This is a genomic window from Streptomyces sp. NPDC047117, assembly GCF_040643545.1.
In the GTDB taxonomy this organism is placed as follows: Bacteria; Actinomycetota; Actinomycetes; order Streptomycetales; family Streptomycetaceae; genus Streptomyces.
The window spans coordinates 92,782-107,190 of sequence record NZ_JBEYUN010000021.1; the positions used below are offsets into that span (position 1 = coordinate 92,782).

The 14,409-nt window shown below is 73.1% G+C and carries 9 protein-coding genes; 7 read left to right on the forward strand and 2 right to left on the reverse strand.

Annotated features, from left to right (window positions below; genetic code table 11):
* Positions 1-139 precede the first annotated feature (139 nt).
* Together ABZ840_RS31655 and ABZ840_RS31660 are read right to left on the reverse strand one after the other, a co-directional pair.
* Positions 140-1,105, reverse strand: coding sequence for a hypothetical protein (locus tag ABZ840_RS31655; RefSeq protein WP_361565436.1), 966 nt, complete (start codon positions 1,103-1,105; stop codon positions 140-142).
* Between the two features lie 284 nt (positions 1,106-1,389).
* Complete coding sequence (locus ABZ840_RS31660) at positions 1,390-2,601, reverse strand: SLC13 family permease (protein ID WP_361565439.1); 1,212 nt, start codon at positions 2,599-2,601, stop codon at positions 1,390-1,392.
* A gap of 46 nt (positions 2,602-2,647) precedes the next feature.
* On the opposite strand from ABZ840_RS31660, the gene ABZ840_RS31665 reads away from it, so the two are divergent.
* The 7 genes from ABZ840_RS31665 to ABZ840_RS31695 all read left to right on the forward strand — a co-directional run bounded on the left by ABZ840_RS31665 (position 2,648) and on the right by ABZ840_RS31695 (position 14,375).
* Positions 2,648-8,467 (forward strand): TIR domain-containing protein, encoded by a 5,820-nt coding sequence (locus tag ABZ840_RS31665; protein ID WP_361565442.1) that lies wholly within the window; start codon positions 2,648-2,650, stop codon positions 8,465-8,467.
* A complete protein-coding gene (locus ABZ840_RS31670; protein ID WP_361565444.1) occupies positions 8,464-9,447 on the forward strand; it encodes a hypothetical protein in 984 nt (327 codons plus the stop codon). The genes ABZ840_RS31665 and ABZ840_RS31670 overlap by 4 nt, the downstream gene beginning before the upstream one ends.
* Position 9,448: 1 nt before the next feature.
* On the forward strand, positions 9,449-10,096 hold the full coding sequence (locus tag ABZ840_RS31675; protein WP_361565447.1) for a hypothetical protein: 648 nt from the start codon (positions 9,449-9,451) through the stop codon (positions 10,094-10,096).
* Positions 10,086-10,886, forward strand: coding sequence for an inositol monophosphatase family protein (locus tag ABZ840_RS31680; protein WP_361565449.1), 801 nt, complete (start codon positions 10,086-10,088; stop codon positions 10,884-10,886). The genes ABZ840_RS31675 and ABZ840_RS31680 overlap by 11 nt, the downstream gene beginning before the upstream one ends.
* A 320-nt stretch (positions 10,887-11,206) precedes the next feature.
* Complete coding sequence (gene rsgA / locus ABZ840_RS31685; protein WP_361565451.1) at positions 11,207-12,334, forward strand: ribosome small subunit-dependent GTPase A; 1,128 nt, start codon at positions 11,207-11,209, stop codon at positions 12,332-12,334.
* 96 nt (positions 12,335-12,430) lie between these two features.
* Positions 12,431-13,891 carry an AlkA N-terminal domain-containing protein gene (locus ABZ840_RS31690; protein ID WP_361565454.1) on the forward strand — a complete coding sequence of 487 codons (1,461 nt, stop codon included), beginning with the start codon at positions 12,431-12,433 and terminating at the stop codon, positions 13,889-13,891.
* Entirely contained in the window at positions 13,869-14,375 is a 507-nt protein-coding gene (locus ABZ840_RS31695) for a methylated-DNA--[protein]-cysteine S-methyltransferase (protein WP_361565456.1), read from the forward strand. The genes ABZ840_RS31690 and ABZ840_RS31695 overlap by 23 nt, the downstream gene beginning before the upstream one ends.
* Positions 14,376-14,409: the final 34 nt, after the last annotated feature.

A 14,409-nucleotide genomic window follows, 5' to 3' on the forward strand; every position in this document is an offset into this window, starting at 1 on the left:
GGCGCCGCCGGCTTCGGTGAACGCACCCGCGAGAGGAATGCGGAATCGGATGCGGAGTCGGACACGGACGTACCTTTCTGGGGGGACGGGCGGTGCGCGCCGGCAGCACAGTGGGGGGAGCCGGCGGGTCGGAACCGGTTCAGGAGGAGTCCGGCGCGTGCGGGACCGGTAGCCCGCACCGGCGCCGTGCCCTGCTCAACTGCTCGGCCGGGTCGCCGAACACGCTCCAGGGCATCCGCGAGGCGTACGGGCCCATGGCCGTGAAGACCGCCCGCGCCTCGAACTCGTGCCGCGCCATGCACAGCGCGTGTGCCAGATACGCCAGGTCCAGCACCGGCGTGAAGCGGTAGCCGGCCACCTCCGGCAGCCAGTGCTGGTAGATCCGCAGCGCCGTCGTACGCCACTGCGGCTGTTCCCACGTGTGGTCGGCCAGCGGCGCCGCGGGGTCGTACGCGTCGACCGCGGCCACCAACGGCAGCACCCGCAGCGCCGAGTTCGCGGGCGCGCGCTGGGCGAGGAACGCGGCGACGTCCCAGGCGGCGCCCGCCGAACCGCCGTGCCGGGCGAAGAAGCAGCCCAGGAAGCGGTGGTGGGCCTCGCGGTGCCAGGGGTCCAGCCGCAGGATGTGCGAGAACAGCGACCACGGGCCGGGCGGCGCGGTGATCAACCCCTCCGGCGCCGGGTCCAGATGGCGCTGGAAGCGGGCCAGCGAGAGCTTGGCGGCCCACGGGGTCGGGTCCAGCGGGGCCAGCTCCGCCGCCCGGTCACAGGCGGACAGCGCTATCCGGCTCAGCGTGGTGGCGTGCCGGTCGCCGGTCTCGGCGGCGCGGGTGGCGCGGAGCACCGCGACCCGGGCCCACAACAGGGCCGCCTCCGTGCCCGGTTCCTCGGCGAGCCAGCGCTCGGTCAGATCCGAATCGGCCGCTTCGGACGCGAGAACCAGCGAACGGTGGGCGCGTACCCCGTAATCGCGCCGGGTCTCCTGCAACACCTCCCGGGCGCTGAAGTAGCGTCCGGCGCGCACATCCACACAGGCGCTCGCCAGCCGGCGATCGTCGGCCGCCGGATGCCATACGTACTGCCCTTCGAACAGGCCAGCGGCCATGCTGCGTGCCGTTCCTTTCCCCGTCGTCCGGCGATGTGGAATTACGGAGCCCGCGGCGTGGTCGAATTTGCTCCGAGGGCCCAGCTGACGCCACACCTTACTCAGGTGTCACACAGACCGAAAAGAGGCACTGGAGCAACTAAATTTTCCTGGCAATACGTCAGACGCTGTCGTGTCCCCATGGAGCCGGCCGTTCGAGAACCACATCTCCCCCAGGAGATAAGTGACCTGCTGGACCTGGAATACCGAGCAAGTGCGGTGCCGGCGATGTGGTCCAGGGGCTCCTACGCCACCAGGTACAGGGCTCCCGTGCAGGCCACCACGCCCGCACTCGCCAGCACCAGCCCGGCCCCGGCGAACGGCAGCTTCGCGATCCGGATGCCGTGCGCCCGGCACCTCTCGAACCAGATCAGCGTGGCCAGCGACGCGAACGGCGTCACCAGCGGACCGACGTTGACGCCGATCAGGAGCGCGAGCAACTGCGTGTGCGCGTCGGCCGGAATCACCGACTCCGTCGACAGGTAGGCAGGCAGGTTGTTCAGCACGTTCGAGAGGCCCGCACCGACCGCGGCCGTACGCAGCAGGCCGGCGAAGCCGCCGTCACTGCCGACAGCGGACATCAGCAGGTCCCGCAGCCCCAGCGAACTGATCCAGTCGACGACGAGGAACATCCCCGGGACGAGGGCCAGCAGCCGCCACGGCACCAGCGACCAGCGCAGCTCGCCCCGGCGCCGCACGAAGAACGCGGCAGCGGCGAGGAAGGCGGCTCCCGCGGAAGCGGCCGGAAGCGCGACGTCGAAGCCGATGATGGCCAGCAGGAACAGTCCGCACGCCGCTGCGCACACGCCGAACAGCCACGGGTCGGCGGCCTCCGGGCGCTCCGGCGGCACGTACACCTCGTCGCCGCGCGCCGACCGCCGCCAGTAGAAGCCCCACAGGCACACCATCGTCACGGCGATGGCCGCGAGTTGCGGGGCCCACATCACGGCCGCCATCTCCGTGGGCACCAGCACCACTCGCTGAGCCGCCAGCAGGTTCGTCAGGTTGGACACCGGCAGCAGCAGGCTCGCGGTGTTGGCGAGCCACACGGTGGTCATGGCCAGCGGCACCGGACGGATGCCCACGCGGGAGGCCAGGGCCAGCATGACGGGGGTCAGCAGCACCGCCGTCGTATCGAGGTTCAGGGCGATGGTGGTGGCCGAGGCGAGGGCGACGCACCACAGGAACAGCAGGGGATAGCTGCCGCGCGCCAGGCGCGCGACCCACGTGGCGGCGACGTCGAACACCTGGGCGCGGCCGGCCAGTTCGGCCAGCACCACGGCGGTGAGGAGAAAGGCGAGCAGCGGGGCGATGCGCTCGCCCACTTCGAACGCCCGCTCCGAGGGCAGGGCGCCGGTGCCCCACAGCAGAAGGCCGGCCGCGAGCAGTGCCACGGCCAGCCCGTCGAGATTGAGGACGCGTCTCCGCACAAAAGCGACGGCGGGTGAGGAGAACACTCTCGCCCACCTGCCACGGAGGCTCAGGTCTCCTACCATGGTGCGCATGTTATCCGAGGGGGGAACGCAGACCGGTCCCGGCGACCGCCCGCTCTTCTTCGTGAGCTATTCGCCCGCGGACGAGGCGTGGGCGACGTGGATCGCGTGGACGCTGGAGCGTGAGGGATACCGCACGGTCATCCAGGCGTGGGACTTCACCGCGGGCACGAACTTCATCGACTACATGGACCGCGGGGTGAGCGAGTCCGCCGCGGTGATCGCCGTGCTGTCGCAGAACTACGCGCGTTCGCGGTACGGGCGGATGGAGTGGCAGGCCGCCCTGCGGGCCTCCCCGGACAACCCGGAACAGCGTCTGATCACCGTACGGATCGACGAGGCGCCGATCGACGGGCTGCTCGCCACCATCACGTACATCGACCTGGTGGCCGCCCGGGGCGAGGCGGAGGCGCGGGAGATGCTGCTGGTCCGCGCGCGGGACGCGCTGAACGGGCGGGCGCAGGCGTCGGGGCGTCCGGGTTTCCCCGGCACGGCGGCGAGTTCCCCGCCGGTGCCGCCGCAGCGGACGGCGGCGACCCGCAACGGCGACCCGTGGTTCCCCGGGCGGCTCCGGCCGCGGACCGCACCGGTCTATCCGCTGAACGCCCCGGAGCGCGAGGGCGACCACATCAGCGTGCTGCACCTGCCGGGCCCGGACTTCGGGCGCGGCAACGAGCCGGACGCCACGCTCCACGAGCTGCGCGGCGATCTGCTGGAGCTGCAGGACGCCGACGCTCCCAGACCGGACCTCGTCGTGGTCACCGGCAATCTGACGGCCTCCGGCACTCCGCGCGAGTGCGGGCAGGCGCTCTCCTTTCTGACCTCCCTGCGCGCCCAGCTCGACCTCCGCCCCCACCAAGTCGTCCTCGTACCGGGTGCGGAGGACGTCAGCCTCAAGGCGTGCAGTTCCTACTTCTCCTCCTGCGAGGCCGACGAGGTCACGCCGCAGCCGCCGTACTGGGAGAAGTGGCGGCACTACGCGAAGCTGTTCCACGAGTTCTACGAGGGCATCGACCGGGTCTTCGCCGCCGACCAGCCCTGGACGCTGTTCCCCGTACCGGAGCTCAACACCGTCGTCGCCGGCTTCAACTCGACGATGGCGTACAGCCACCGCCCCGAGGACCAGTTCGGCTACGTGGGCCGGGACCAGATCACCTGGTTCGCCGAGGCCCTCCACCAGTACGAGCGGGACGGCTGGCTGCGCATCGGCGCGATACGGCACCCGCTGGAGACACCCGCGGCGACCGGCGGCCCGGGGGTCGGCGCGATCCGCGACGCCGAGGCGTTCCAGCGGCTGGCCGCACCGCGGCTCAACCTGCTGCTGCACGGCCCGGTCAACGACCCGCGTACCACTCGCCGAGACCCCGTCGACACCCGTCTCGGCACGCTCCCCGTCTTCGGCGCCGCGGCACCGGCCCGCTTCCAGCTGCTGAAGGTCTCCGCCTCCGGGGTCACCCGCTGGCACTCTCCCACCGCCCCCGCCGCCGAGTTCCGCGAGGAGTGGCGGCGCGTCCGCACCCCGCTGGGCCCCCAGGCATTCCCCTCGCAGGCGCCGAGGCAGGAGCCCGACCCGGTCAGCGACACGTTCACCGACCAGGTGAAGGAGATCTGCCGCGCCAAGTGGCAGGACGTCGGCATCCGCGATGTCACCGTGCGGCGCAGCGACGACCCCACCACCCAGTTCGTCGCCACCTGGAAGCGCGACGGCCTCGTGTTCCAGTCCCGTGTCGCCGCGCTGCCCGGTGACCCCCGCGAGGAGGACCTGGCGCGCTTCGCCGAGCAGGTCCGCGCGGCCGAGGGCACCACGGCGGAGAACGTGCTGGTGTACGGAGGCCAGGCGCCACCGCGGGACGTGGTGGAGCGCTTCGGCGACCGCATCCGGGTACGGAGCTTCCTGGAGTTCCAGGGCCTGATCGATCTGCGCGCGTACGTGGCCGACCAGAACGCGCGGCTGGGTGCCGACCGCGCCTACCGGCCGGAGCTGTACCTGCCGCAGCGGTACCGAGAGGTCACTCCCGGGGCCGAGGGCGGGGGGCACGGCCGCCTCGTGGACGAACTGCTGGACACCCTGGACACCGAGCACGGCCGGTTCGTGCTGCTCCTCGGCGACTTCGGCCACGGCAAGACCTTCTCCCTGCGGGAGCTGGCCCGGCGGCTGCCCGAGCAGTCCCCGCACCTGACGCCGGTGTTCATCCCCCTCAACACCTTCGACCGGGCGCACAGCCTCATGGGCCTGGTCACCACGCACCTCGCCAATCACGGCGTGAGCCGCATCGACACCAACGCCCTGCAGTACATGATCCGCCAGGGCCGTATCGTCCTGCTCTTCGACGGCTTCGACGAGCTGGTCAACCGCGTCAGCTACGACCGTGCCGCCGACCATCTGCAGGCACTCCTGGACGCCGCGGTCGACAACACCAAGATCGTGGTGACCAGCCGCACCCAGCACTTCAAATCCACCGAGCAGGTCTTCACCGCCCTCGGCGAGCGCGTCGGCGCCCTGCCGCAGCGCCGCGTGCTGACCGTGGAGAGCTTCCAGCCGCAGCAGATCAAGGAGTACCTGGAGCGCACGTACGACTCCAGGGAGAAGGCCGAGCAGCGGTACGACCTCCTCGCCGGCATCCCCAACCTGCTGGAGCTGTGCGGCAACCCGCGGCTGCTGTCCTTCGTCACCGCCCTCAGCCACGAACAGCTGCAGTCCGTGGCCGGCGCCGGGCGGACCCTGAGCGCCGCCGGACTGTACGAGGAAGTGCTCACCGCGTGGCTGGAGTTCGAGGTCGAACGGGGCAGCGGCGGGCCGGGAGCAGCACCGGGCCTGTCGCTGGAGGACCTGTGGAAGGCCGTGTCCTCGCTGGCCGTACGGCTGTGGGAGACGCGGCGCAGCGTGCTGCGGCTGGACGAACTGGCCGAGACCACCGGGCGGGCCCTGGACGGCCTCACCCGGTCGCACATGACGGCCGAGGAGCGGGCGCAGGCCGTCGGCGCCGGCAGCCTCCTGGTGCGGACCGAGGACAACCTGTTCCAGTTCATCCACTCCTCCGTCGTGGAGTGGCTGATCGCCCGCGAAGCCGCACGCCAACTGGCCGGACCGGAGGAGGGCACGCCGCCGCTGCTGGCGGCGCGGCCGCTCACCCAGCTGGCCGTGGAGTTCTTCTGCGACCTGGCCGACCGGGGCGACTGCCAGGAATGGGTGCGCCGGGTCCTCGGCGACGGCACTGCCCCGGACAGCCCTGCCCGGCAGAACGCGGTACGCGTCAACCACCGGCTGCGCATCCCGACCGACGTGGCCCTGCGCGGCGTCGTGCTGCGCGGGGAGAACCTCTCCCACCGCGACTTCTCCGGCGTCGACTTCACCGGCGCCGACCTCGGCGAAACCGTACTGACCGGGGTGAAGCTCGCCGGAGCCGACCTCACCGGCGTCAACCTGTCGGCCGCCAACCTCGACGACGCCGACCTGTCCGGCGCCTGCCTGGAGGGCGCGGACCTCTCCCGTGCCCGCCTGATCCGCGCCGACCTGCGCGGCGCGCGCCTGACCGGCAGCCGCTGGAGCAGAGCCGCCCTGGTCAGCACCCGCATGGACCCCGAGCAGCCGGCCGCGCCCGAGCTGCGTTCCGCCGCGATCGCCCCGGGCATGCCCGTCGACGTGGGCCTGCGGCCCGCGGCCGTCGGCGTCCCCTACGGCTTCGACCTCCACCACGTCCGGCTGCCCGAGCCCATGGCGTACGCGCGCGACGGCGAGCTGCTGGCCGTGGGCACCGAGGACGGCGGTGTCCTCATCTGCGACCCGGACGACGGGCGGCCGCTGCGTACCCTGCGCGGGCACCACGGGCGTGTGTATGCCGTGAAGTTCGCGCACGACCTGCTGGTGACGGGCGGCGCCGACGGCCACGTGGTCACCTGGGACCCGGCCACCGGCAGGGAGCGGCACCGCTTCGAAGTGCACCCCGACGGCGTCTGGCCCGTCGTCGTCGAGCCGAGCGGCAAGCTGCTCGTGACCGGCGACAAGGAGGGCCTGGTCACCGTGTGGGACCCGGCCGACGGCCGCCCGGTCCACCACCTGGCCGGGCACGCGGCTCCGGTCTACACCGCCGGTTTCAGCCCGGACGGCACGCTGCTGCTCACCGGCGACGCCTCCAGCCGGGTCCGGATGTGGGACCTGGCCACAGGGCAGTGCGTCCGCGAGATCGACGGGCACCGCGGCTCGGTGTACCGGGCCGCGTTCGCCCCGGACGGCCGGCGCTTCGTCACCGCGGACAACGGCGACGGCGAGGGCGGACACGTCCGGGTGTGGGAGACGGGGACCGGGCGGCTGCTGTACGACTTCGCCGGCCACCCGGAGCGCGTGTACACCCTCTCCTTCCACCCCAACGGCAAGTGGCTGGCCAGCGGTGACACCTCCGGCCAGGTGCGGCTGTGGGACGTCTCGGTCGGTGCCTCCCTGGGCTGTCTGGAGACGCTGGGAGGCGGCGTGTACCAGGTCCGCTTCGACCCGGCGGGCAACCACCTGGCGGCCTGCGGCAGCAACGGCTCCGTACGGCTGTGGACGGTGGCCGGCACGTCGACCCCGGACCTGCGGCAGCACCCGAAGCAGCCCGAGGTGCACCGCGGGTCCGCCTGGTGCGTCGCCTTCCGGTCCTCCCGCGCCGGCGACGCCACGCAGGGCAGGTCCCAGCTGGTCACGGTCGGCAACGACGGCGGGGCCCACATCTGGGAGATCGCCGCCGGGCGCGGCAAGCGGCTGGTGAACGGGCACAACCGCCGGGTCGTCGCCGTCAGCTTCAGCGCGGACGGCGAGCGGATCAGCGTGGGCGGCAGCGACGGTGCGGTGCGCGTGTGGGCGGCTCGTACCGGCAAGTGCCTGTCCACCTTGCAGGGGCGTGGCGACCGGCTGGTGTCGGCCCTGTTCAGTCCCGCGCCGGAGGGGCAGGTGGCGGCCGCCAGCAACGACGGTGACGTGTACCTGTTCAGCTCGTCCGACGGCGAGTACCAGCGGCAGTTCGACGCCAACACCGAGCACGTGTGGGCACTGGCCTTCAGCCGCGACGGCGAACTCCTGGCCACCGCCAACGACGACGACACCGTCGGAGTATGGAACCTCCGCAGCTCCGGAGGGCACGTCACCACCCTCGCCGAGCACGCGGGACGGGTCCGCTCGATCGCCTTCCGCCACGACTCCGAGCGCCTCGCCACGGGCTGCGACGACAGCGTGGTGCGCATCTGGGACGTGCGGAGCGGCTCCATCCGGCACACGCTGCGCGGCCACCAGGACCGGGTGTACGGGGTCGCGTTCGGCCATGACGACTCCTGGGTGGCGAGCGCCGGCTGGGACGGCGACGTCATCGTCTGGCGCGGCGGCGCCGAGGCCCTGCGGATGCGCGGCTCCGGCGAGCGTCTCTGGGCGCTGGCCGCCCACCCGTCCCGGCCCCTGCTGGCCACGGCGGGCGACGACCGCATCATCCGCATCCGGGACGCGGAGACCGGCGCCGAGGTACACGCGCTGACCGGGCACACCGGCCGCGTCCTGTCCCTCGCGTTCTCCCCGGACGGCTCACTCCTGGTCAGCGGGGGAGAGGACGGCGTGGCCCGGCTGTGGACCCTGGACGGGGAGCCCGCCCTGCGCGGCACCTTCCTCGGTCTCTCCGAGGGCTGGGCCGCCCTCTCGCCCACCGGCCGCTACAAGTCCCACGGCACGGTCAGCGACGAGTTCTGGCACGTCATCGGCATGACGCGCTTCGAACCCGGTGACCTGGAGGACCATCTGCCCGCGGTCCGCCGCATGGCCATGGGCGAGGTACTGCCCGGCCTCGACACCACCAGGGGTGACGCGTGACCACCGCGGACCAGCGGCGCTCGCGCCGTCTGCAGCGCGCGCTGCGCTGGATGTACGACTACCTCGACGTCCTGCTGCCCATCGTGCTGGCCTTCAGCGTCGGTCTCATCGACTTCACGAGCGACCTGGTTCCCGAGGACGCGCGCTTCGGCTTCACCATGGCCGTCCTCGGCATCATGGCCATCGCCAGCTTCAAGGACCGTTCCGCGCACGGCAAGACCGTGGAGGAGTCGGTCACCCGGTCCGTGAGCCCGCTGGAGGAGCAGGTCGAGCGGACCGCCCGCAGTCTTGAGGACAACGCGCTGATCCGGACCGTTCGCCCCGACGAGATGTACGACGTCCACCGCCGTGCCCGGCAGGACACCACGCAGTGGCAGTTCAAGGGCGGCACGGGCTCCCACATCCGCCCGGTCACCCTGCCCGAGCTGGTCCAGGCCGCCCGCGAACGCCGCTCACGGCTCACCGTCCACATCGAGATCATCGACCCGGGCTCGACGGAATCCTGTCAGGAGTACTCCCGCTTCCGGCAGAGCTTCAGCCCGCCGGGCAGCGCCGGCCTCTGGACGCTCGACCGCACCCGCAAGGGCTCGTACGCCACGGTCCTGGCGGCGTTCTGGCACCTGAACCGGCTGCCCACGCTCGACATCAGCGTGCACACCACCACTCGTGTCAGCGCCCTGCGCTACGACCTCTCCGACAGGTACCTGATCCTCACGCAGGACGACCCGACGAGGGAGAACTTCCTCATCGAGCGGGAGTCCCTCCTTTACAAGTACTTCGAGATCGAGCTCCACCAGAGCCGGAACCACGCACCGCGCATCGACTTCTCGGGGGTGACGGAGCTGTCGGACTACCCGACCGCCGACGAGGCCCGGACGTTCTTCGACGCCGTGGGCAAGCCGTTGCCGTCGTACTCCGACTCCGAGGTGAGCGAGATCATCGAACTGGCCCTTAACGGCGTGGACCCGTACCGGAGGTGACATGCACTTCCACGAGCTCGAACAGCAGCTGGACGGCCCCATGGCCGCCGCCGCTGCCACCGCGTACTCCGCCCGCCTGCTGGAGCAGGTGTCGGCCGGGACCCTTGACGTACCCGTCGTCCACCACCCGCTGGGCTTCGTGTGCCTGCCCGTCGTCCGCGACGGCGAACTCGGCGTCTGCCTGCACTTCTTCGGGCACGGCACCGACACCGAGCCGGGTGTGGAACCGCACCACGCCCACAGCTGGGACCTGACCAGCCACGTCCTGTACGGGCGCGTCGCGCACGAGCCCATGGACGTGGTGGAGTCCGGGGAGCCGACGCACCGGATATACGAGGTGCTCAGCGAGGCCGACGGCAGGGACGAAGTGCACCCCACCGACACCCTGGTGCACGGCGAGCCGTGCCCGCCCCATGTGTGCACAGCAGGCGAAACGTATCGCCTTCCCGCGGGCCTCTTCCACGCCTCCCGCGCGGACGGGCCTGCCGCCACCCTCGTCCTGGGCCGCTCCCGCCCCGGCGGCCGGGACCTGTCGCTCGGCCCGGTCGACGCCCGGGGCCGGGGCCGCACCACCACCCGGCGGCGCTGCGCCGGAGCCGACACCTCGCGACTGCTGCGCACCGCCCTGAGGAGGCTGCATGCCGGGTGACCTGGACCGCGAACGCCGCACCGCCATGGCCGCCGCCGAGGAGGCCGGCGCCCTGCTCGCCGCCTCCTTCCACTCCGCGCACACCGTGCACGCCAAAGGCGGCCGGGACGTGGTGCTGAACCTCGACCTCGCCGCTGAGAAGATCATCGTGACGCGGCTGCGGGAGGCGTTCCCGGACGACCGGATCGTCTCCGAGGAGGCCGGGGACCATGGGCCTCAGGGCGGTCGCACCTGGCTGGTGGACCCGCTCGACGGGACCAACAACGTGGCCATCGGGCTGCCCGCGTACGCCGTCGGCATCGGTCTGATGGACGGCGGGAGGCCGGTCCTCGGCGTCGTCCACGAGCCCGTGACCGGCGCCACCTTCCACGCCGTCGCGGGCCGGGGCGCATACGGCCCCGCCGGCCGGCTCACCGGGCCTGCCTCGGTCCTCCCCGAGTCCGGGCCCGTCGTCGCCTGGACGCAGGGGTACGGGGTGGGCCGTGACCCGGCCGCCGCCCGGATACGTACCGAGCTGGAGCGCGAGTCCTGGCGGGTGCTGCAGTTGTGGGCGCCGCTGCTGGGGTGGGTGCTGCTGGCGCGGGGGACGATCGACGCGTTCGTGGGGTACCGCGCCGAGGGGGTCGATCTGCCGGCCGGGGCGTTGCTGGCCGCCGAGGCCGGGGCCGAACTGCGCACGCTGGACGGCGAGGTGTTCACGCCGGACCACACCGGACCGCCGGAGGGACGGAGTTTCGTGGCAGCGCGAGGGGAGAACCTGGCGTGGGGGCGTCTCAGGTGCTCCGTGTGAGAAGCCGTTGGCCTAACCGGGCTTGAGCTCCGGCGCAGCGGGCTGAGGTCCGGTCGCGGAAATTGCGTGGCGTGCCGGCCGGGCGCACGGCTACGGTGGGATCACGCGTCACGGCGACCGGCCGATTGCCGTTCGCCGGCGCGTGTTTCGGCTGTGGATGACGAAGGAGGTGTGACCGATGGCTGTCGTTGCGATCGGTGCTGCCCGCACTCGGACGATCATCAGTTCCGCTTCCGCGATCTCCGGCTGACCCTTTCGACTTCTCTTCCCGCGCCCTCCGCGGCGCGCGGTGCCGGGGTCGCCCTTGTGAAGGGTTTCCCTTGTCTTTCTCCTCCTCCGATTCATCTGCTGCGTCCTCGTCGAACCCGCTGTCGTCGTACGGCTGGGACGACGGGTTCGCGGAGAGCTTTGCCCCCTTCGCCGGGCAGGGCCTGCTGCCCGGCCGTCTGGTGCGCATCGACCGCGGCCGGGTGGACGCCGTCGTGCCCGACGCCGACGGCGTCCGCACCGTCCTCGCCTCCACCGCGCTCGTGGCCACCGGCGACCCGCTGAAGGTCCCGTGCACCGGCGACTGGGCCGTCATCGATCCCGGCAGCGGGACGGACGCCGTCGTCCGCGCGCTACTCCCGCGGCGCACCGCCCTGGTGCGCTCCGCCTCCTCCAAGCGGTCCGAGGGCCAGATCCTGGCCGCCAACCTCGACACCGCGGTCATCGCCGTCTCGCTCGCCGAACCCCTCGACCTCGGACGCGTCGAACGCTTCGTGTCCCTGGCCTGGGAGAGCGGCGCCACCCCGCTCGTCGCCCTGACCAAGGCCGACCTGGTGCCGGACGGGGCGGGCCTGGCCCATCTCGTCGCCGACACCGAGGGCGCGGCGCCCGGCGTGCAGGTAGTGGGCGTCAGCGCCGCCACCGGGGCGGGCCTGGACGTCCTCGCCGCGGCGCTGGCCGGCGGCACCGCCGTCCTGCTCGGCCGGTCCGGCGCCGGCAAATCCACCCTCGCCAACGCCCTGATCGGCACCGACGTGCAGCACGTGCACGCGGTACGCGACCGGGACGGCAAGGGCCGGCACACCACGACCACCCGCGACCTGCTGGTACTGCCCGCCGGCGGGGTGCTGATCGACACCCCGGGGCTGCGCGGCGTCGGCATGTGGGACGCCGAGGACGGCCTCGCCCGTACCTTCACCGACGTCGAGGAGCTGGCCGCCGAGTGCCGGTTCCACGACTGCGCGCACACGTCCGAGCCCGGGTGCGCGGTGCTGGCGGCGGTGGACACGGGCGAGCTGGCGGAGCGCCGCCTGGACAGCTACCGCAAGCTGCTCCGGGAGAACCAGCGCCTCGTCGCCAAGACCGACGCCCGGCTCCGCGCCGAGCTGCGCCGGGACTGGAAGCAGAAGCAGGCGCTCGGCCGGCACATGGGCGAGCGGAAGCGGGGGATGCGGGGGTAGCCGGGCGGTCCGGGCCGCCCGTACGCGGGCGGCCCGGACGCCATGTCCGATTTCCGCCGGAAGCCGTCGCCGGGATCCCGCACACTGGACGGTGTGATGGACGAAAGCAGCAGGTACGAGGCGGTGGCCAGCCGGGACGCGCGCTTCGACGGAGAGTTCTTCTTCGCCGTGGTGACGACCGGCATCTACTGCCGTCCGAGCTGCCCGGCGGTCACCCCGAAGCGCGTCAACGTGCGGTTCTTCCCGTCCGCGGCGGCCGCCCAGGGCGCCGGCTTCCGGGCCTGCCGCCGCTGCCGCCCGGACGCCGTCCCCGGCTCGGCCGACTGGAACGTCCGGGCCGACCTCGTGGGCCGCGCCATGCGCTTCATCGACGACGGCGTCGTCGACCGCGAGGGCGTCGCGGGCCTGGCCGACCGGCTCGGCTACAGCGCCCGCCAGGTGCAGCGCCAGCTCACCACCGAGCTGGGCGCGGGGCCGGTCGCCCTGGCCCGCGCCCGCCGCGCGCACACCGCGCGGATCCTCCTCCAGACCACCCCGCTGCCGGTCACCGAGCTGGCCTTCGCAGCCGGGTTCGCCAGCGTCCGGCAGTTCAACGCCACCATGCGGGAGATCTACGGCTCCACCCCCAGCGAGCTGCGCGCCCGCGCCCGCGGCCACGCGGCGCCGGGGAACGGCGGCACGCCCGGCGGCGTCCCGCTCCGGCTCGCCTTCCGCGGCCCGTACGCCGCCCGCGAGATCTTCGACGACCTGGCGGCCGCGGCCGTGCCCGGCATCGAGGAGATCGTCGGCAGGCCCGGCACCCGTACGTACCGCCGCACCCTCCGCCTCACGTACGGCACCGCCGTCGCCGAGGTCGACGAGCGGCCCGGCAGGCCCGGCGGCCCGGCCGGCTCCGGCTGGCTCGACAGCCGGCTGCACCTCACCGACCTGCGCGATCTGCCGACCGCGAGCCAGCGGCTGCGCCGCCTCTTCGACCTGGACGCCGACCCGTACGCGGTCGCCGCCCGGCTGGCGGCCGACCCGCTGCTCCGGCCGCTGGTCGCCGCCCGCCCCGGGCTGCGCTCGCCGGGCGCTGCCGACCCGGCCGAGCTGGCCGTACGGATCGTGCTCGGCGGGTCCCCGGAGCGCGCCGCGGCCCTCGTGCGGGCGTACGGGAAGCCCCTGGACGCCCCCGACGGCACGCTCACCCACCTCTTTCCGGCCCCGGACGAGCTGGTGGCGGCCGACGCGGGGGAGGGGGTGCGGGCCCTGTGCGCCGCGCTCGCCGACGGCGCCGTCGACCTCGAAGCGGGCGCGGACCGGGACGCCGCCGAACGCGCCCTCGCCGCGCTCCCGGGCGTCGGCCCGGCAGCGGCGGCGGTCATCAGGCGGCGCGCGCTGGGCGACCCCGACGTGGGCCCGCCCGGCCTCGCCCCCGCCGGCGCCGACCACCGGCCGTGGCGCTCGTACGCCCTCCAGTACCTCCGGCACGCCGGCCTCCGTACCGGTGCCGCCCTCGGATCCGAAGACCACGACCAGAAGGACGTCTGCGACCATGCCGCTCTACACGCAGCTTGACAGCCCCCTCGGCCGGCTGACCCTGGTGGGCGAGGCGTCGGCCGACGCCCCCGGCGGCACGGTGCTGACCGCCCTCTCCGTCCCGGAGCAGAAGGGCGGCGTCGTGCCCGCGCCGGACTGGGCCCGCGAACCGGCCGCCTTCGCCGAGGCGGAGCGGCAGCTGAAGGAGTACTTCGCGGGCGAGCGCCGGGAGTTCGGCCTGACGCTGGTCGCGCGCGGCACGGCCTTCCGCGAGCGCGTCTGGGCGGCGCTGGACGGCGTGCCGTACGGCGAGACCGTCAGTTACGGCGAGATCGGCCGGCGCATCGGGGCCTCCCGGCCCGCCGTACGGGCCATCGGCACCGCGATCGGCGCCAACCCGCTGCTGGTCCTGCGCCCCTGTCACCGCGTCATCGGCGCCGACGGCTCGCTCACCGGATACGCGGGCGGCCTGGACCGCAAGCGCGCGCTGCTCACGCTGGAGGGCGTCGCCGCGGTCCGCTGATGCGTTCGCGGAGCACCCGTTCGTGCACTGTTTC